Source organism: Peredibacter sp. HCB2-198, assembly GCF_045999315.1.
Classification (GTDB): Bacteria; Bdellovibrionota; Bacteriovoracia; order Bacteriovoracales; family Bacteriovoracaceae; genus Peredibacter.
In genome coordinates this window covers 3,455,535-3,474,908 of record NZ_CP174607.1, presented here as the reverse complement: position 1 = coordinate 3,474,908, position 19,374 = coordinate 3,455,535, and the positions used below count along the sequence as shown (strand labels likewise).

The window sequence follows — 19,374 nt, the reverse complement described above, 5'->3', positions numbered from 1 at the left end:
AGTTAAGATTTTTTCTGACAAGAATCACCAGAGCAACAAGATTTTTTTTCTTCTTTTGAACATGAGCCATCAGCACATTTCTTTTCTTTGTTATCACAACACTTCTTTTGACAGCTTTCTTGTGTACAAGTCATTTTCTCTTTATGGCCACAGCAGTCCTTCTTGTGGTGGTGAGAACAAGCAGTGATAGAAAGCATAAGAGAAAGAGTTAGAAACGATAGAACTTTCATTTGGAATCCTTCGGTTGTGTTTTAACCATTATAAGGTACTTAAGTACTAAGACTCAATCTATTCAGACTTTACCTCATCGGGATTTTCAGAGATTATGAGAGTAGATATTATGCCCTTCCGATTGGGCCAGTCAGGAATTTAAGTATGTACGAACAAATTGGTGGTTTTGAGGTCATTGATAAACTGGTGGATGATTTCTACTCAATCATGAGCACTGATCCCTATGCCCAGGACTGTCTTGCCACTCACTCGGGCCGTGATATCCGCGAGTCTGCAGAGAAATTAAAATATTTTCTTTCCGGCTGGACCGGTGGACCTCAGCTCTACATGGAAAAGTATGGGCATCCTCGTCTTCGCATGCGTCACTTTCCTTTCACCATCGGAGTGAAAGAAGCAGATCAATGGCTTTATTGCATGAGAAAGGCCCTGGCCAATTCTCCAATTCACCCTGGCATTCAAGAGCAATTGATGCAGTCATTTGCCCAGGTGACTGAGATGCTTAAAGGAACCCGTGATTAAAGAGGCTAAAAGAAAGCTCTTTTAGTTTTTGGAGACGTGCCTGGACCTCAGGAGTTTCAAGCATCGCCGGGAAGTATTTCACCTTAGGACTCATGAGTTCCCAGTGATCCATCAGCATAATGTGTTCTTCGAACGAAATTTTCCCTACCCATAAAGAGCGAAGATCGGTCTTAAAGAAATGCAAATGATAAAGAAGCTCGATCATGCCATGGAGATAAAGTAGTTCTTTAGTGAAGGCCATACCGCCTTCGAGGGGAACACCTCTAAACACTCTTAGGGCCAGTTTGAAGGCATCCAGATCTTCCATTTCGTGATGGCGAAGATACTCGTAAACATCCGTGATCGAAGAACCACGTTCGGCCATGGAAGTAGCAAGGTGACGGAGAACCACTTTGTTCCAACGCTCTAAAGTCATACAGCCAGTAATAAGTTCAGTGATGATGGCGAGACCTTCCTGTAAGAAAGTCGTCCGTGGTGCCCAAGTGGAAAGCCAAGGATTGTCTTCCTGAAAAGATCCGTTGATGGAAGTTCCCAAGTGGACCCAACCTTCATGCACTAAGAAAATATCCAAGTGTCCCGTCGTATACGTTTTATAAGGATTGAGCTTTAACGTTCTTCGGCCGGCCGATGAATCTGAGAGAAGGGAAGTAGAAGGCTTTACTTCAAAATCTTTGGCATCAAAAGTCTCGAGCATGCGAGTACGGAGATAGCTTCTGGCCTCTTCACCTTGCAGTTTGACAAGGCTTGTGTCCGGCATGCAGTATTCCGGAATTTTTTCGAGGAAATATAAGAACGCGTTGTTCTTTGCGAGCTTATGACTAGTTCCATAAAGCTCAGTGCAGTGGTCGTAAAAGAAAATGTTATCGAAGTTTTCCATCATGGAGAGGAGAAGGTGATAGTCCTGAACTCTCTGAGTAAAAATTCTTTTTAAGGAAAATGGCACATCAGCTTTGGCCAGTTCCATCAGAAAAGTGTCCATGGCCTTGCGCTTTTGACTTACATTCACTGGAAAGGGAACACTAATATCTTCCAATTCACCAATAAATGTTTTGTGCTGAGGGAAAAGAAGCAGAAGATCCTTAATGGGATAACGAGGGTGCCCTAGAAAACTGAGGTCCTTCGCCAAATCCTTTAATTGAGTAGAAAGGTCTTTTACTAACTTCTTATCCATAAAGCTTCATCGGTAAGAAAAGGTCAGAACTACAGATGTGTTCTCTTAGGTATACTCAAAAAATGAAATATTTAATCCCACTCATGTTGTTCTCTCATACCGCTCTGGCAGCTTTCTCTAAACCGGAGCTTTTAGCAAGACTCAGTGACGTTCAGGCATGGAATGCGCCAGATAATACCTGGTGTTTTACTTCAGAGCCGGCCATCTTGAAGGACCAGGTCTATCTAAGTTGTTTTGATATTGATGGCTACTTCATGGCCCAAATTGGTAATGGCTTTAAGATGATCACACGTGCAGAGTCGGGCCATATGTTGTCCTTGCCACAGGCCTCCTTCGGGAAAGTGTCTTTTTACGAATATAACGAAATGGATATCATACGCTCTTATGAACTCACAGGAGCTCTCAGAAAAATCGAACTTAATACGCTTGGGCCTCGTTCTGAATCAAAGGACAGTTTCTATCCGATCTCAAGCGATAGTTGGTTTTTCCGAGTGAAAGGTGATGCTCCAGAAATGATGATTTGGAGAAATGGGGAAGTGACTCCATTCTTTAATCCCGGTGCTGCTTATATCTACACTCCACAAGTTGGACCTCGTGGCGAAATCGCTTTTAAGACCCGCGATATAAACTATAACGAGAATTCTCCAGACCGTCTTTGGCAGTTCAATGGTAGTTGGAAAGTTGTCCTTGAAGACAAAGAGGCCAATGCTAATTCTCCATGGAAAACTATCCGTCATCAACTTGCCATCGATGGTAATAAAGTTGTTGCTCTGGCCGATGATGGAAATGGCGAGGCCCTTCTTCTCATTGAAAACGGTAGAGTGAACGTTCTCGCTCGTGCGGGAAGAGAGCTCTCTCGCTTTGATTACTTCACACCAAAAATGCGTGGAGGCACTATTGCCGTTCGTGGAGAAGATTTCCAGAAACGCAAAGTCCTCTATGTTTACGATCAACAAGGTTTCCGACCGCTCCTTACCCAGGGAGACATCGTTCATACGGACAAAGGCCCGGCCCGCGTTCATTACAAAGACCAAAACGCTCTCTTCTATGGGTCCCCAGGTATTGATGAACAAGGCAGTGTTGTTCAGCAAGCTACTCTCACAGATCCAGATTTCCCGAGTACATTGATCGGAGTAGGGATCATTAAATTCCGTAAAGAGTAGATTTTGCCCTTAAGACACATGTCTTGAGTGAATAATAGACTGTTTTAAAATCTAATGAATGATTAAAAAAGTTCTCCTTTTGGGACTAGTGGTCCAGGTCCCAATTTCGCTCCCTGCCTGTGAACTACCTCGTGGTGAAGTTCTCACTATTGGTTGTAGTTATAACTGCGACTTTTTTTATCGTGCCCGGCTTATCTTGAATGCCTGGAGTCTGGGCTATTCAACTGAGATCATCGACCTTTCGACTCATTCACCTGAAGTGGCCCTTGCGAAAACCGATGCGGTTCTTCTTCCTGGTGGGGCGGATATTAATCCTGATCTTTACTCAGTACCGGCCTTGAAAACCTACATTGAAAACAATCGCTCGCTGGTGAAGTTTACGGAAGAGGGCAAGCAGCGCGATGGTTTTGAATACGAGTTGGTGAAGCAGTATTCATCAAATGAAAATTACAAAGAGCTTCCGATGCTTGGCATCTGTCGTGGTCTACAGATGATGTCAGTAGCGAAGGGCATTCCTTTATATTTGGATCTTGAAACAGAAGTGGGCATTTCAAATCGCATGCATCGCTTTGATAAGATTGAAAGAACTCCCGCCTCACTCATGAGTAAGATCTACTCCGAAGATATAAAGGGCTATAAGATTCATCATCAGGGCATTCGAGTCGCTTACTTCGAGCAAAATCAAACTCAATATCCAACGGTAAAGCTCACAGCATTTTCTCATGACAATAAAATCGCCGAGGCGATTGAATATACTGATCGTCCTGCGCTGGGTGTTCAGTATCATCCAGAGCGTTCTTTTTCAGGTGCCAGCACTCCAATCTTTAAATGGTTTTTGACTAAGGCTTGCGAATATAAAAATTCCAGGAAGGAAAAAATATGAAAAAAGTTCTTCTGTTAAGTGCAATGCTCTCGACCTCTGCTTTCGCCAATCTTCACCTGGCTCCGCCGGATTTTGAATCAAAAATTGGTCGCGCGGTGTTCGTGGATTTTAAGACAGCTCAGTATGATGTGGACTACAACGTGTTCTGGAAAAGAACCAATGTGAAAAGTACCATCGTATTTACGGCCGAAAAAACGGGTAAACCACTTTTTGATTTGATCCCAAATCCAAAAAACGCCACTCTCGATGGAAGGCCAGTTCGTATCATCGAAACAACGGCACCCGATGGATCCAAACTTCGTCAGGTCGATGCGGTTGTTGAACCAGGTGAACACACTCTTGTGATGGAAAATTCTTTTAGAGAGAACGTTCGTTATAGTTTTCTCACTCGTCAGGTTTCATCTGCATTTTGGATTCGTGATTTAAAGTATCGCAAATTCATGGAGCAATACATTCCTTCAAATTTTGAATTCGATCAGTATCAAATGACGATGAATGTGAAGTTTGATGGTGTTAAGACCGCGAGACAAGATATCTACACTAACGGTAAAGTCACTCAGACTTCTCCAAACTCTTATCAGATTGTTTTCCCAGATTACTACACAGTTTCTTGTCCATACTTCCATACGACTCCGAAAGGAAGAATGAAGCGCATTGATTTCTCTTACACATCAATCAATGGCAGAGAAATTCCTATTACAGTTTATGGCCCTTGGTGGTCTCGTCCGGCGAGATTTCAGGCTGAATCAATCAAAGTCATGAAAGAGCTTGAAGCAGATTATGGTCCATGGGGTCATGAGTCTCTTGTGGCCTATGAAACACTTCCGGGAACTGGTGGCATGGAACATGCAGGTGCGACACAGACTTCGCTACCAGCGTTAGATCATGAAATGCTTCACTCGTATTTCGCCAAAGGAGTGATGCCTGCGAATGGAAACTCTGGTTGGATTGATGAGGCCATCGCAAGCTGGAGAGATAAAGGGTATCAGAGAGTACCGACTGTGGCCTTCGAAGGCAGTAACTTAGGTGCTCATTCTGTTTACCAACGCAATACGGATAAGAGAGCTTACGATCTAGGTAACAAATTTATGTCTTACCTGGATTACCGTCTTCAGGATATGGGTGGTTTAAAGGCCTTTCTTCGTGGATACTATGCGGCCTATAAACACACAGTTATCACCACTGAACACTTCAAGAACAACCTTGAATTCTTCAGCGGACTGGATCTGTCTCATGAGTTTGAGACGTATATCTGGGGCAAAAATCCAGAAGGTGAGGAGGGAGTTGTGGAACATAACCCCAACCACGTGGAGCTGACGGACGCTCAAGTACATCAAATGCTTTAACCCCGATTTCGGCAGAGACAACTTTTCCTGCCAACTTTGAGGGACTTATAAAAGAGGGGGCCTGGGCCTCCTCTTTATTTTGGCAGATAAAAATTACCAACATCCCTCCATTTTTCCCCTCAGAACTTCCTCCCGCACTACCATTTCTACATGAAATTTTTCATCCTTTTATTGAGCCTTTGGGTAGGATTCGTTCAAGCTGACGAGACCCTCGACATTCGTTTCCTCCAGACCCAAAGAACCAAGGCAAATCCCTTTGCCCTGCCTTTCTCGGTCAATACAAACGGTGAATTCAGTGCCTTTGGAAAAAACGGAACCGACATCTTCGCCTTTAATCCTCTGGTTCAGTTTGCTTTCTCTCGAGTTAACATTCAATATTCGGCCCCTATCATGATGGACCGTTTTAATTTCTATCCGATTCAAAAAGATCTGGGATGGATTGAAGTCAACCGTCAGCATATTGAAGGCGGACTTGGAATTTCGGCCCTTGCAAAGAGTGTTGTGGCCGTTGGTCTTACTCCTTATAAAGGTTCCATGAAAACCATGGTCCGTTTCAGAAATTCAAAAGAAGAAAAGGCGCTGCCATTTGAAATGCCAGAGAGTCTTGATGAAGTTCTTCGCTGGAACGAAGGGGACTTTGGTAACTTCCAGATGTATGGAGGTATCCAGTTTCAGGCGAGTGTCGGTGTTTCAGTGATTGATCTGGCGGTCGTGTCTATGGGACTTCAAAACCAATTTATTATTGAGATCAAAAAGATCTCTCCAACAGAGGTTCTCTTCTCTCTTGCAGAAGAAAATCTTAAGCGCCGTCAGTTAGTGCTGGGGCCAATGATCACAGATGTCACAGGTGCCCAGTTTAAAGGAAAACGCGCGACCTTCCATTTCGTGCTTAATCCGGAAGATCCTTATCATCACGAACTTTTTCTTGCCGGGATGAATGGGAACCTCCAGCTTCTTCAACAAAACCTTCCGGCCCGCGCTCAAAAGCTTTCTTGGGAAGGATATGACCGTTCATTCTATTACGGCATCCCGATGGTTGCAGGTAAAACTCGCATGAGAGGTCACTATGACCTTAATGAAGATGGCCAGGATTCGGCCCTTGATATCCGTGGCTCAAGCACCAAGGGCTTTTTAACCCCACTTCGTAACCACGACCAATATGTTTATCAAACTGATAAGCACATCATCATGGTATGGGCGAGTGAGATGAATAGAGTTACTGCTCGTACGATGGAGAAGACCTTCTTCTCTAAAGGACGTGTCCTGGGGATTAAAGGTTTTAATCGTGAGATCCCCAATACGACTAAATTTGGTTCAGTCGTGTCTCAGATTGGTGTGAATCTCTCTCAAGATGAAGTGGAAGAAATCAAGAAAATGGACATGGAAGAGTTCAGTGAGAACCTTCAAACAAAATGTGAGCTTGAAAGTCTTTCTTGTCTTCGTGAAAGTGTTCGCAGAAAACTTCTCTCTGATTTTAAGACCGCTCTTTCAAAACCATGGTCAAAACTCAGAGGAGAGTTTGGTCTTCTGCTGATGAAGGAACCGGCCCTGTTTCATTCCATTGTAAAAACATTAAAGCTTCAGAAAGAGGCCTACTTTAAGTTCTTAAGTGAGAAGTATCAGTCGCTGGAAGGTTCAGGGGAAATTGAAATTTAAAATTTCCGGAACGGTCTTTGCGAGTCTGGCCTTCACTTCGTTCACGTCATATTTCTTAAGATCCAAGAAAAGCTGAACGTAGTCTGAGTTCTGATGGCCTGGATAAGGCACGCCTACCTTATGAATGATCTTCACGATCCCGTCGTTAAACGGCAGGAAAGTGAAGGAGAGAGTATGAATATCTCTTTCTATCGCGGCCAGAATAATTAAATTCAAAAGAAAACTTCCAAGGCCCTTTCTCTGAAAGTCATCAATGATCGTGACGGCCACTTCCGCTTCATGAACATCGTGCGAAGAGCGCACTAAACGAACAATGGCAATTCCACGTTTCTGTCCGTCTTGTTCTTCTACGCCTATGGCATAGTGGTTCCAGCCATCCAAAGTGGTGAGGTACTGAAGCTCTTGATCCGAGAATGCTCTTTTTGATCCCAGAAAACGATTACGAATGGATTCCGGAGACATGTTCCGAAGTCCTTCAGAGATTTGTTTTTTGTTATGAGGACGAACCGAGCCCGCACGAAGATTAAAGCGATCGCGCCAGACAAATTCCATGGAAAATTCGGGACTAAAAAATAATGGCTTCATGTCGTTAGGTTCTTCTCTGCCCAAATTCTTTTTGCTCGTTGAAGCTTTTCATAAGAAGTGATGAGCTTCTGGTGCATATCAAACCCTTTCAAATTGAGGTCTGACTCGTGAAGGCCATCAAACTTCTCAAAACCATCAATAAGCTTTTGAGCACGCTCAACCATATCTCTACCATAGATCTTCTCAACTGTCGGAAGATATTCATTGGTATTAAGGGTATCGTCCATTTCCATTTGAAGGAGAGTTTGAAGACACCGATACAACAAGCGTCTTTCTGATTTTAGAGGAGCAAAATGAAGACACCAATCAATGCCGGCCTTTGAAAGCTCACGGTTCTTGGCCGCAAGTGCAAGCATCGTCTTAAATTCGCCGACACGAAGATCGGCCCAAACTGTGTTTGCATCCGGAATCACACCAATGGCGTGACTCACAAGCTTCATATCATCGAGGCCACTATTTTCCAGCTCATCATGAAGTTCCATAAGGGTTTCGAGTGAAAGTTCGTGGCATCCTAAAATTCTCTCTCGGACCGCAACCCCAGAGTTGTTGTTGTCCCACACCAGGTCTACTGCCGGATAAATTTCCGACATGCCAGGCACATGAATACGACAGCCGTAAACATTCAAGTGCTCAAAGTCCATGATATAAACGTCTTTTTCCATCTTGTGGAAAATATCGATCATGGTCTTATATTCATCCTGAGTAGTGGCACCTCTAAAGTTCCAGTCTGTGAATGCGTAATCAGGGGTTTCCTTAAAAAAATTCCAATGAATAAGTCCACTGGAATCAATAAAGTGCGCCTCAATATTTAAATGATCTTTCACATCATCCAGTTCAAAACTCGGAGGAGAGAAAACATTGAGTTGATCAAGACGCCGACCTTGTAATAATTCAGTCAGTGTTCTTTCGAGCGCCACTTCGAATTTTGGGTGCGCACCGAAGGAAGCAAAGGCGGTTCCTTCATTTGGATTAAGCAAGGTGACACTGATCACAGGATATTTTCCACCTAGAGAAGCATCTTTACAGATAATCGGAAATCCGTGGGCCTCGAGTTCACCAATGGCCTCCATCACTTTAGGGTAACGATGAAGAACTTCCTCTGGAATATTCGGAAGAGCGATTCCTTCAGAAAGGATTTGTTGTTTAATGGCCCGCTCGAAAATTTCCGAGAGTGCCTGGACACGGGCCTCGGTTTTTGTGTTTCCGGCCGACATTCCGTTCGAGACATACAAATTCCCCACAATGTTCATGGGGATGTAATAAGTCTTTCCATCTGACTCGCGGGTGTAGGGAAGTGCGCAGATGCCTCTTTCAACATTTCCGGAGTTTGTATCAACCAGATCTACTGGTTTTAGATCATGATCGGAATCATAAAATTTCCACAGCGATTCATTCATGAGCCCCTGGGGCATGGATTCGGTGAAGGGGAACCATTTTTCCTGCGGATAATGAACAAAATCAGAATGGGCGACTTGTTCACCTAAATAGTAGTCAGCAAAAAAATAATTGCAGTTTAAGCGCTCAAAAAATTCACCTAAGGCGCTCGCGAGGGCGGCCTCTTTGGTAGTGCCTTTTCCATTGGTAAAAAGATAAGGGCAGTAGCGATCCCGAAGATGAACTGACCAGACATTGGGAACGGGATTTAACCAAGAGGCCTCTTCCACATCGAAACCCCATTCAAGGAGGAGACCCTTTAAACGAGAAATGGTATCTTCTAAGGCCGCATCTTTTCCCAGAATCATAGTTTTAGTCATTAGACACTCCGCTATATTTCATTTCCTCTAGAAAATCAGTCTATCAGGAATATATAATAAGAGAGATGCTTTGGCCTACTTTCACCGTGAGTCACAAGTTAAGGTTTTGTCTTTTGTTCCACCCTTCACAAGAACTCTCTGGCACGAATGTATGCATTGTTTAGTTTTGCGTTCTGAAGGAGGACGTTTTTATGGGTAAAAGACTCTATGTTGGTAATCTCTCGTATTCTCTAAGATCACAGGAATTAGAGGAAGTTTTCAGAAAGGTCGGAGAAGTGGTTTCTGCAAAAGTTATCATGGACCAAGAGACTGGCCGCTCAAAAGGTTTCGCTTTTGTTGAAATGGCCACTGATGAACTTGGAACAGCTGCTATCGAGGCCCTAAACGGTCAAGAAGTGGGCGGTCGTGCACTTCGCGTAACTGAAGCTAATCCTCGTCCGGAAAGACCGGCCGGTGGCAATCGTTTCGGTGGCAACCGAGAAGGTGGCTTTTCACGCGGCGGCGGTAGAAATTTTAATCGTGAGTAATTAAAGAGGGCCCTGGAAAGGGCCCTTTTTTATAAAGGCCTCTTTCAGAAAGATGATTAAGAGCAGTTTTTGTTTGGCCTAGCTCAAAATTACTTGTCGCAATCAGTCGTTCGTGAATAATTTCAAAATCTTCTTTGGTCTTAAGGTTGCGAGATAAGACCGACTTCGGTACAATGACCACAAATTTATTATCTTTTTTTATTTCTCGGAGTGTTCGCTTATGGCCGGTCATGCACATGATGCTCATCATTCTTCTAACCCTCTAATCGGTGGCGTTGATCCACAATTCGGTAAAGCGACTCCAGGTAAGCTTGGTATGTGGATTTTCCTAGTGACCGACGGTATGTCGTTCTCAGGTTTCCTTATTGCTTACGCTGTTCTTCGTTCTAAACTAGAGTGGCCAAATCCTGCTGACCACCTTGGTATCTTCCTTTCGGGTATCGCTACGTTCCTTCTAATCTGTTCATCAGTTTCAATGGTTCTAGCAATCGACGCTTGTAAGGCCCGTAACCGTCAGGCGATGCTTAACTGGTTACTTGCTACTATCGCTGGTGGAGCAATCTTCCTTGGAATCCAAGCTTATGAGTACACTCACTTGGTTCACCAGGGTATTACTCTTAGTAGCTTCAAACACGGTACTTCATTATTTGGTTCTACATTTTATCTCATCACAGGTTTCCACGGTCTTCACGTGGCAACAGGTGTTGGTTACTTAATCTGTGAATACTTAAATGCTCGTAAGGGTAACTACGACAACGGTGATTACAACCGTCTTGAGATCCTAGGCCTGTTCTGGCACTTCGTAGATCTAGTCTGGATTCTTGTGTTCACTTTCGTATACCTTTTATAATGAATAAAACACTCGTCATCTTATTTAGCCTTTTCTTCGTTTCAGACCTTCTCGCTTGTCCGTACTGCGCTGGCAGTACGCAAGGCGGGAAGGACTCAAATACGACACTGATTCTGGCCTTATTCATTCTGGCGATCTATATTCCGTACTACTTAATATTCCGTTTGATTAAAAAGCAACGCGCTTTGAAAGAAGCTCATGACAGTTCAGGATCTACCGAGTCTTAATGCATTTCTAAACACCGTCGCAGGTGTTCTTCTCTTATTAGGTTACATTGCAATTAAACAAGGTAAGAGAGAGTTGCATAAGAAGCTGATGGTTTCTGCTCTGGGAGTTTCGGCCGCTTTCCTCACCAGTTACCTGATTTATCACTATCATGTTCCGTCAAAAAAATTTCCGGATCTTGGTTGGATTAAGACGGTTTATTTCCTGATTCTTTTCCCACACATTGTCCTCGCTGCTGTGATGGTACCGATGATTCTTAAAACGTTCTGGCACGCTTTTAGAGAAGAGTGGGAGAGTCATAAAAAGATCGCGAAAATTACGTTTCCCATTTGGATGTATGTTTCAGTGACTGGAGTGATAGTTTATTTCATGCTCTATCACTGGTTCGCATGAATATCCTCTATTACGTTCTTTATCTCGGAACCATTGTTCTCCTTTTAGTTGGTGCTCAATTACAGGTCTTAAAAACGGCCTTGGTTTGTCCTGACTGGCCTCTTTGTTATGGAGAGTTTCTCCCGCAAATGATGGGCCCTGCTTTCTACGAATCTCTTCACCGTTTTCTGGCGGGACTGATGGGAATGGGAAGTGTGGCGTGGGCCTTTGTTCGTTTTAAAGAATTAAAAGTGAAGGCCCTGCTTCCGCTCTTTTTGATTGTTCTTCAATCACTTCTTGGCTGGGCGACTTTCGCTTATAAACTTCCGACGATTACCACGATTCTTCATCTGGTATTCTCTCTTCTTTTTTTATCTTCTTTGGAAGGCACTCACCAACTTGAGTATGATGAAAGCCTAAAGAGTAAGTGGAACCCAAAAATTAAAGATGTCGTGGGCTTCTTTTTATTCTTATTAATGGTGCAATTTTTCCTGGGTGGAATTCTCAGAAAATCTTCTCTCCTGGCGAGCTGTGAATCGACCATGGAGTTTTGGGAGTGTTGGAAACTTCAGTCCACTATTCCATATGCAGGGAGCCTTTCCATCATGCACCGGATTCTCGGGATTGTGACAACACTCACGGGACTATTTGTTTTTAGTTATCTGATTAAAAATCTACCGAAGTGGAGATGGTCTGCGATTGTTGGACTTCTTCTGATGGTGACTCAATTACTACTGGGCCTTCAAATGGGTCGCTCGGCCAGTCGGGAAATGATTGTGTATCATTTTACCACGGCCCTTTTCTCATTCTGTGTTCTTTTGTTTTTAATTGTTCGTCTTCGCCGTTATGAGTTTCATTTTTTTGGTAAAGCAGTCCCAACATATCTGAACGATTTAATGGATCTTTTTAAACCCAAACTCACCGTGCTGGTGGTGGTAACTCTGTTAGTAGGAGTGTTTCTTGCTCCGATTCAGATGAATCTCATTCTGCTTTTTATCTCTCTTATTAGTATCTGGCTTCAGGCCGCGGGAAGTTTATCTATCAACTGCTATCTAGAAAAAGATCTGGATGCCTTGATGGAAAGAACCAAAGACAGGCCTCTTCCGGCCGGTCGACTGAAACCAGAAGTGGCACTTTACTGGGGTTGGGGATTAATCGTTTTTGGAACTCTGGTTTTAATATGGAGCGCTAATCTATTAACGGCTTTTTTAGGCCTATTTTCGGCCTTGTCGTACATCTATATCTATACGCCGATGAAACCAAAAACTCCGTACGCGCTTTATGTGGGTGCAGTACCTGGGGCCCTTCCCACTTTAATGGGTTGGACAACTGTCACAAATTCAATCAGTGGGCCTGGTCTCTACTTATTTGGTCTCTTGTTCTTGTGGCAGATCCCGCATTTCATGGCGATCAGTCTTTATCGTAAGAATGAATATGGAAATGCTCACTTCCTGACCTTCGCTCAGACTCATTCGAAAGAGTTTCTTCGCACGAACATTTTTATTTATAGCTTGATCCTTATGCTTTACGGAATGATCCCTGCCTTCAGTGATTGGCGAGGTCTTAGCTATTTCTGGGCCGCATTAATGATCGGGATCATACTTTTAGGTTTCTCCATCGTTGGTTGGAAAGCAAAAGATGAACAAAGCTTTAACGAGTGGGCGAGAAGTTACTTTTTTGCGACACTTTTTTATCTTCCATTACTTCTTGGGGTCCTTCTTATCCTCCGCTAACTTTTTATGGTTTTTAAGGGTAGATGAACCCTACAAATTAAGTTACAATTCAACACGTTAAACTCTATTTCTTTTATTAATCTTTTCTCAGGATGTTGTGAGATGGACATTTCATTTTCTGAACGTCTGATCGGTATGATCGCAACAGGGTCCGAGCTCATCGTTAAAGCCGAAGAGCAAATGGGATTCTGGAAGCGCATCAGTCCACCGGAAGACATCTCTAGTACGGGTCACTTGATTGAGTGGCTATTCTTCTACACTACGTACGTGAACATTTTTTGGTTCGCTCTCGTGTGTTTTGGTATTTTCGGTTTCTCTTTTCTTTATTCGAAAAAGCGTCACGCTAAGCCGCTTTACACTCACGGTAACGAAAAGAAGCACCTTCTACTCACGGCCGCTATCGGTCTTGGTGTGTTCCTTTCAGTAGATATGGTGATCACGAAAGTATCTACTCGTGACCTTAAAGAAACATTCTGGAACTTTCCTGAAAATGATCCTGATACAATCAAGGTACAAGTACTAGCTCAGCAATGGGCATGGAACTTCCGTCATGCTGGTAAAGACGGTGAGTTCAATACTGCAGATGACGTTGTTGAACTTAACAACCTTGTTGTTCCAGTTGGTAAAAAAGTGATGATCCAAATGACATCGAAAGATGTGATCCATGCTTTCTACCTTCCAAACGCAAGAATCAAGGCTGATGCGATCCCTGGTCGTTTCGCGAAACTTTGGTTTGATACAAACAAAACAGGTCATTTCGAAATCGCTTGTGCAGAGATGTGCGGTAACCACCACTATCTGATGAAGGCTCAGCTAACTGTATTGTCTGCTGAAGATTACGAGCGTTGGACAAATGAATCTCAAGAACGTGCAATCGCTACTAACGATACGGAGAACATGGATCTTCGTTGGGGTTGGCAGTGGGGGAGTAAATAATGGCTTTCGTTGAACAACACATTCACGACGCTCCAACGTCGTTCTGGTCAAAGTACATTGTATCTTATGACCATAAAGTAATTGGTAAACAATTCCTTTGGTACGGTATCTTCTTCCTAATGGTGGGTGGTCTTATGGCCCTTCTCATCCGTTGGACGCTTGCTTACCCAGGTGTACCGTTTCCAGTTATTGGTAACCTTCTTTTCCCTCATACAAACGGAGTAGTTCCTCCTGATACGTACGCGATGCTTTTCACAATGCACGGTACGATCATGATCTTCTTCGCGATTACACCGATCCTAACCGGATTCCTTGGTAACTTCTGTATCCCGCTCTTAATTGGTGCGCGAGACATGATTTTCCCAACTCTGAACATGCTTTCTTTCTGGTTTGCTATGGCCTCTGGGGTTCTTCTTCTTGGCTCACTTTGCTTACCTCTGGGAGCTGCAGCAGGTGGTTGGACATCTTACCCAACACTATCTACTAACCTTGGTCAGCCAGGTGTAGGTCAGACATTGTGGTTATTGTCTCTCTTCTTGTTTGGTATTTCCTCTACTATGGGTGCCGTGAACTACATCACAACTGTAATCACTCTTCGTGCTCCTGGTATGGGTTACTTCAAAATGCCTCTTACAATTTGGGGCCTATGGCTAACAGCTATCCTGAACGCGATCTTCGTTCCAGTTCTAGGTGCTGGTCTTCTTCTTCTTACTTTTGACCGTGTATTCGGTACAACTTTCTTCCTTGCCGGTGCAGCTGCTACATCTGGTAAGGGCGATCCGATCCTTTTCCAACACGTGTTCTGGATCTTCGGTCACCCTGAAGTGTACATTCTGATTCTTCCAGCTTGGGGTCTTGTTTCTGATATCCTTGCTTTCTTCTCTAGAAAGCCAGCTTTCGGTTACAAAATGACGGCTCTTTCTCTTTCAGCGATCACTATTCTTTCAACAGTGGTTTACGGTCACCATATGTACACGACTCAGATGTCTCCGCTTCTGACTCAGTCATTCATGACCCTGACTATGTTAATTTCAATCCCGTCTGCGATCTTCTTCGCTAACTGGCTTGGAACTCTTTGGAAAGGATCAATCCGTTTTGATTCTCCAATGCTTTTCGCTCTTGGCGTAGTATTCGTATTCGGTCTTGGCGGTCTTACAGGTCTATACCTTGCTTCGACTTCAATCGACCTTTACTTACACGACACATACTTCGTAGTTGGTCACTTCCACTACACAATGGCCGCTTCAGTACTTCTTGGTGGTTTCGCCGGAACATATTTCTGGTTCCCTAAGATGTTCGGAAGAATGATGGATGAGCGTCTTGCTAAGATTCACTTCTGGGCAACAATGCTTCCACTTAACGGGATCTTCATGGGTATGATGATGGTTGGATGGGCCGGTATGCACCGTCGTCTTTACAACCCGTTCATCTATGAATTCATGCACAAGCTAATTCCTGTGAACCAGTTCATTACTTTCTCAGCAGTAGCTATGGGCCTTGCTCAGTTCATCTTCCTTTATAACCTTTTCAAGACTGTGTTCAGCAAGAACTATCCTGCTGCCCCAGCAAACCCTTGGAATGTAGGAACACTTGAATGGCAAATTCCATCTCCAGCGCCTCACTATAACTTCCTTGAGATCCCTCATGTGAAGTGTGGACCGCACGAGCTTGGTAACCCAAATCTTCCAGATGGTCGTGATTTCCAATATCAGACTGAGGAACTAGTTAAGGCGTAATTTATGATGAAGAACCCGGCGAACGAATACAAACGTTTTCAGAATACAGTGGCGATGACGGTTACGCTCATCACTTTCGGTATGCTGTTCGGAACTCTGTTCCTGGGTTACTTCCTGGCGCGCTTTAATGCTCCAACTTGGCCACCGGTCGAGATTGAGAACATGCCAAAGCTCCTTCCTTTCTTGAACACGTTAGTGATGGCACTTAGCTCATACACTTACTTCAAGATGGAGAGGGAAGAGGATAAGCGTAAGACTTTTTGGTGGGCGACTTTCGGTCTAGGGATTTTGTTCCTGGTTCTTCAGTGGTTTCTTTGGAACGCACTTGCGGCTTCAGGTATCTTAGTTTCTAACGGACAAGTTCCTTCAATGGTCTACGGTTTCACATGGCTTCACGCTGGTCACATCGTGATGGCCCTTATGACTCTTCTATGGCTCGGGCGCTATATTTTCAGAAAACCTCAAGAACTGACAGACATCAAGCTCGTTAACGTGGGCAAGTTCTGGCACTTCCTAGGGGTCGTCTGGTTACTGATGTATTTAATGTTATTTGTTTTATAAAGGAATATGACGATGAAACTAATCGTACTTTCAATTGTAGCTCTCTTATCTACTGCTTGCGTAGTAGAGAAAGCGCCGTTCAAGGAAAGCAAAATTCTTGCCGGCAAAGAGGTCAAAGCTTCTACCCTTAACCTTGGTTACACGACATACGTTGAATACTGTATTCAGTGTCACGGGGCCTCAGGTAAAGGTGACGGTCCTGCTTCTAAAGGTCTTCTTCCACCTCCGCGTGACTTTACTCAAGGGCTTTATAAGTTCCCTTGGACCAACTACGGCGAGCTTCCACATGATGAAGATTTCGCTCGTATCATTCGTCACGGTCTTAAAGGGACAGCAATGCTTCCTTGGGACATCTCGGATGAGCGTCTAGATGCTGTTATCCAATACATCAAGACTTTCGCTCCAGCGGTTTGGGAAGGTAAAGATAAAGTTCTTGGAACTAAAATCGAGCTTCCTGCTGATCCATTCGGCGAAGTTTATCGTCATCAGGCGATCGAAAAAGGTCGTAAGGTCTACCACGTAACTGCAGCATGTACTCAGTGTCACCGTGGTTACGCTACGAAAGAAGAGATCAATGGTTGGGCGAAAGAAATGGGTACTACTATCGAGCTTGGTGCTGACCTTTATCAGGTTAAAGTACAAGACGGTGAGTATAACTACAAAGTTCTTCCACCAGATTTCACTTATCACTCACTTCGTTCAATCACGGACGTACCTTCAATCGTTCAACGTCTTATGTACGGTGTAACTGGTTCAGGTATGCCAGGATGGAAAGATGTAGTGACAGATGAAGAACTATGGGCACTTGCTTACTATGTTCAGGACCTACGTGATACAGGTGCTGATCTGGCCAAGCGTAATGCTCTTATGGATAAAGTTAACAAGCAGTAAACTATGAACACAGCAGCTAATCCTGAATATATTCGTAAAACGAACGTGGTGGAAAACCTCGTTCGTTCTAAAATCTTCTGGGTGTTGTTCCTGTTGTTCGGTTTTTCTTATCCGATTTACCGCTCGATGAACCGAACACTTCCACCGGAGCTTCCGGTGATTGCTCAGGTTCCAGAGTTTGAGCTTATCTCAGAAAACGGTCAGCGTTTCGGTTCAAAGGACCTTAAAGGAAAAGTTTATCTCGCGAATTTTATCTTTTCTCGTTGTCCTTCAGTATGTCCAAAAATGCTGGGCGACCTTGAGAAAATTCAGAAGCGTGTTCGTGGTACCGGCCAGAAAGTGGCGATTGTTACTTTCACGGTTGATCCTGAATACGATAATGAAAAAGTTCTTTTTGATGTGGCCCGTAAGCACGATGCCAATCCTTATACATGGACCTTCCTTACTGGAAGCGACAAAGAGGGGATGTTCAAGCTTTACCGTGATGGCTTCAAAGTTGGCGTAGAAAATAATGTGCAAAACATTATGGACATTGCCCACACTGAGAAGATCGTTCTGGTTGATGGTGAGAACCGCATTCGTGGCTACTATGCCTTTGATGAAAACAGTGTAAACCAATTAATGATTGATGTTGGACTATTAATTAATCGTCCTTCAACTAAGGAGTAATCCATGTCAGATAATCACGGCCATGCCCCGGCCCACGCTCATGAGCACAAGAGCCATAAGAAAGAATATCTTTTCATTTTCGTGCTTCTTGCCGTTCTAACAGCAGTAGAGATTTGGGTCGCAGAAATCCACGGTCTTTCTAAATTCGGCAAAGGCTCAGCGCTAACTTTTCTTGCAGTAGGTAAGGCATTTATTGTTGCTTATTACTATATGCACTTAAAAGAAGAGACAAAGTGGCTAAAATTCATCGCAGCAGTGCCTATTACGGCCGGCATCTATGCTACTGTTCTTTGTCTTGAAGCAATCTACAAACCGTTCTAAGATCATATATTAAGGGGCCCATTTGGGCCCTTTAACCATAAAAGGTCTTTCATGAATCACGACGAAACACGAAAATACATCCATGATTTAGCGAACACGTTCTCAATTATTGATGCGTCGGTTTCTCGTGCCCTTACTATGCTCACTCGTAATCATCCGGAACTTGCTGAGGAGATCACTCGTCTTAAGAAGGCCGATGAATACATCAAAAAATCAGTTCATACACTGCGCTCTCTAAGAGAGCATGTTCACAATCAGATCAACGCCCAGAAGAATTCTGAGACCTAATTTAATACAACAATTTAACATGGAATGACTTTCGCTGGCGGTAGTGAAAGTGGGGATTATTTGGCCGAAGTCCCCCGTGTTCTCCTTTCAGGAGACCCAGAAAAATGACCATAAAAAAAGGGCCCTTTGCAGGGCCCTTCTCTTTATTACTGAAATCAGAATTATTTTACTTTCCAGTAGTACTCAATCACGAGACGCTTTTCGAAAGCGAATGGGATGTCTTCAGCAAGTGGTTTAGAAACCATTTTTGCTTTCTCTTTCTCACCAGAAGCTTCCTTAGAAAGGAAAGCTGGAACTGAAGAGATACGAGGACGTACTTTAGCTTGTAGGTAGTTACCAGACTTAGCACCTTTATCAGTGATTTCGATCACGTCATTTGGTTGAACTTGGTAGCCTGGAACGTTAACAGTTTTGCCGTTAACTTTGATGTGCTTGTGTGTAACCATCTGACGAGCAGCTGGAGTAGACGGGGCCCAGTTAAGACGGAAAACAACGTTATCAAGACGAGACTCAAGATTGATGATCATTGTATCAACCCATGAAGCTGTCTTAATTTTCTTAGCGTTCTTTACGTAGTTACGAAGTTGAGACTCACGTAGACCGTAGTTGAACATAACTTTTTGCTTCTCGATCAAACGAACAGTATAGTCCGATAGCTTCTTACGTTGCATACCGTGCTGACCTGGACCGTATGGTTTTCTTTCAAGAGCACCGGCCTTACCAAGACCTGGAAGTTCAACGCCAAGACGACGTTGGATTTTGAAGCGAGAGCGCCCCATGTCGATTTTTGCCATAAATTTCTCCTTTAGGCATTTAGCAGGAAACAATATTAATCAATCTCTCCACAGGGAGCCTGCATCCTCACGCAATAGAGAGAGTGGGCATCATAAAGAAAATGGACCAAAATAGCAAATTTTATAGGGATTTATTTTAACTTGACCACGGGCGTTGACTTTC

22 protein-coding genes are annotated in these 19,374 nt (G+C 43.7%); 17 read left to right on the top strand and 5 right to left on the bottom strand.

Features of this window, described 5'->3' with window-relative positions; translation table 11 throughout:
* Window positions 1–2: 2 nt before the first annotated feature.
* Window positions 3–230, bottom strand: coding sequence for a hypothetical protein (locus ACJVC5_RS17510; RefSeq protein ID WP_408096837.1), 228 nt, complete (start codon window positions 228–230; stop codon window positions 3–5).
* 145 nt (window positions 231–375) lie between these two features.
* Between ACJVC5_RS17510 and ACJVC5_RS17505 the strand changes: the two genes are divergently transcribed.
* Window positions 376–750 (top strand): group II truncated hemoglobin, encoded by a 375-nt coding sequence (locus tag ACJVC5_RS17505; protein ID WP_408096836.1) that lies wholly within the window; start codon window positions 376–378, stop codon window positions 748–750.
* Here the strand turns inward: ACJVC5_RS17505 and ACJVC5_RS17500 are convergent.
* Window positions 731–1,921: a tyrosine/phenylalanine carboxypeptidase domain-containing protein gene (locus ACJVC5_RS17500; protein WP_408096835.1), complete on the bottom strand. Its 1,191-nt coding sequence runs from the start codon at window positions 1,919–1,921 to the stop codon at window positions 731–733. The genes ACJVC5_RS17505 and ACJVC5_RS17500 overlap by 20 nt on opposite strands.
* 62 nt (window positions 1,922–1,983) lie before the next feature.
* Here ACJVC5_RS17500 and ACJVC5_RS17495 point away from each other — a divergent pair, with 62 nt between their 5' ends.
* The 4 genes from ACJVC5_RS17495 to ACJVC5_RS17480 all read left to right on the top strand — a co-directional run bounded on the left by ACJVC5_RS17495 (window position 1,984) and on the right by ACJVC5_RS17480 (window position 6,969).
* Complete coding sequence (locus ACJVC5_RS17495) at window positions 1,984–3,084, top strand: hypothetical protein (RefSeq protein WP_408096834.1); 1,101 nt, start codon at window positions 1,984–1,986, stop codon at window positions 3,082–3,084.
* A gap of 58 nt (window positions 3,085–3,142) precedes the next feature.
* Window positions 3,143–3,967, top strand: a complete 825-nt coding sequence (locus ACJVC5_RS17490) for a gamma-glutamyl-gamma-aminobutyrate hydrolase family protein (RefSeq protein ID WP_408096833.1) — start codon at window positions 3,143–3,145, stop codon at window positions 3,965–3,967.
* Entirely contained in the window at window positions 3,964–5,313 is a 1,350-nt protein-coding gene (locus tag ACJVC5_RS17485) for a hypothetical protein (protein WP_408096831.1), read from the top strand. Before ACJVC5_RS17490 ends, ACJVC5_RS17485 begins: the two co-directional genes overlap by 4 nt.
* A gap of 150 nt (window positions 5,314–5,463) precedes the next feature.
* Window positions 5,464–6,969, top strand: a complete 1,506-nt coding sequence (locus ACJVC5_RS17480; RefSeq protein WP_408096830.1) for a hypothetical protein — start codon at window positions 5,464–5,466, stop codon at window positions 6,967–6,969.
* On the opposite strand, the gene ACJVC5_RS17475 is transcribed toward ACJVC5_RS17480, so the two are convergent.
* Together ACJVC5_RS17475 and ycaO are read right to left on the bottom strand one after the other, a co-directional pair.
* Window positions 6,949–7,554, bottom strand: a complete 606-nt coding sequence (locus ACJVC5_RS17475) for a GNAT family N-acetyltransferase (protein ID WP_408096828.1) — start codon at window positions 7,552–7,554, stop codon at window positions 6,949–6,951. The genes ACJVC5_RS17480 and ACJVC5_RS17475 overlap by 21 nt on opposite strands.
* Window positions 7,551–9,308 (bottom strand): 30S ribosomal protein S12 methylthiotransferase accessory factor YcaO, encoded by a 1,758-nt coding sequence (gene ycaO, locus ACJVC5_RS17470; protein ID WP_408096827.1) that lies wholly within the window; start codon window positions 9,306–9,308, stop codon window positions 7,551–7,553. Before ycaO ends, ACJVC5_RS17475 begins: the two co-directional genes overlap by 4 nt.
* Before the next feature lie 191 nt (window positions 9,309–9,499).
* Between ycaO and ACJVC5_RS17465 the strand changes: the two genes are divergently transcribed.
* The 12 genes from ACJVC5_RS17465 to ACJVC5_RS17410 all read left to right on the top strand — a co-directional run bounded on the left by ACJVC5_RS17465 (window position 9,500) and on the right by ACJVC5_RS17410 (window position 18,417).
* A complete protein-coding gene (locus ACJVC5_RS17465; protein ID WP_321391257.1) occupies window positions 9,500–9,835 on the top strand; it encodes an RNA recognition motif domain-containing protein in 336 nt (111 codons plus the stop codon).
* A gap of 220 nt (window positions 9,836–10,055) precedes the next feature.
* Entirely contained in the window at window positions 10,056–10,685 is a 630-nt protein-coding gene (locus ACJVC5_RS17460) for a cytochrome c oxidase subunit 3 (protein WP_408096826.1), read from the top strand.
* Entirely contained in the window at window positions 10,685–10,912 is a 228-nt protein-coding gene (locus ACJVC5_RS17455; RefSeq protein WP_408096825.1) for a hypothetical protein, read from the top strand. Before ACJVC5_RS17460 ends, ACJVC5_RS17455 begins: the two co-directional genes overlap by 1 nt.
* Window positions 10,884–11,303: a DUF420 domain-containing protein gene (locus ACJVC5_RS17450; protein ID WP_408096824.1), complete on the top strand. Its 420-nt coding sequence runs from the start codon at window positions 10,884–10,886 to the stop codon at window positions 11,301–11,303. Before ACJVC5_RS17455 ends, ACJVC5_RS17450 begins: the two co-directional genes overlap by 29 nt.
* Window positions 11,300–13,015, top strand: a complete 1,716-nt coding sequence (gene cyoE / locus ACJVC5_RS17445; RefSeq protein WP_408096823.1) for a heme o synthase — start codon at window positions 11,300–11,302, stop codon at window positions 13,013–13,015. The genes ACJVC5_RS17450 and cyoE overlap by 4 nt, the downstream gene beginning before the upstream one ends.
* Window positions 13,016–13,117: 102 nt before the next feature.
* Window positions 13,118–13,951, top strand: a complete 834-nt coding sequence (locus ACJVC5_RS17440) for a cytochrome c oxidase subunit II (protein ID WP_408096822.1) — start codon at window positions 13,118–13,120, stop codon at window positions 13,949–13,951.
* Window positions 13,951–15,687 (top strand): cytochrome c oxidase subunit I, encoded by a 1,737-nt coding sequence (locus ACJVC5_RS17435; RefSeq protein ID WP_408096821.1) that lies wholly within the window; start codon window positions 13,951–13,953, stop codon window positions 15,685–15,687. Before ACJVC5_RS17440 ends, ACJVC5_RS17435 begins: the two co-directional genes overlap by 1 nt.
* 3 nt (window positions 15,688–15,690) lie before the next feature.
* Window positions 15,691–16,248: a cytochrome c oxidase subunit 3 gene (locus ACJVC5_RS17430; RefSeq protein ID WP_408096820.1), complete on the top strand. Its 558-nt coding sequence runs from the start codon at window positions 15,691–15,693 to the stop codon at window positions 16,246–16,248.
* A 12-nt stretch (window positions 16,249–16,260) separates the two neighbouring features.
* A complete protein-coding gene (locus tag ACJVC5_RS17425) occupies window positions 16,261–17,139 on the top strand; it encodes a c-type cytochrome (protein WP_408096819.1) in 879 nt (292 codons plus the stop codon).
* 3 nt (window positions 17,140–17,142) lie between these two features.
* Complete coding sequence (locus ACJVC5_RS17420) at window positions 17,143–17,808, top strand: SCO family protein (protein WP_408096818.1); 666 nt, start codon at window positions 17,143–17,145, stop codon at window positions 17,806–17,808.
* Between the two features lie 3 nt (window positions 17,809–17,811).
* Window positions 17,812–18,129 (top strand): cytochrome C oxidase subunit IV family protein, encoded by a 318-nt coding sequence (locus tag ACJVC5_RS17415; protein ID WP_408096817.1) that lies wholly within the window; start codon window positions 17,812–17,814, stop codon window positions 18,127–18,129.
* A 51-nt stretch (window positions 18,130–18,180) separates the two neighbouring features.
* Entirely contained in the window at window positions 18,181–18,417 is a 237-nt protein-coding gene (locus ACJVC5_RS17410) for a hypothetical protein (RefSeq protein WP_408096816.1), read from the top strand.
* 161 nt (window positions 18,418–18,578) lie between these two features.
* On the opposite strand, the gene rpsD is transcribed toward ACJVC5_RS17410, so the two are convergent.
* Window positions 18,579–19,211: a 30S ribosomal protein S4 gene (rpsD, locus tag ACJVC5_RS17405; protein ID WP_408096815.1), complete on the bottom strand. Its 633-nt coding sequence runs from the start codon at window positions 19,209–19,211 to the stop codon at window positions 18,579–18,581.
* Window positions 19,212–19,374: the final 163 nt, after the last annotated feature.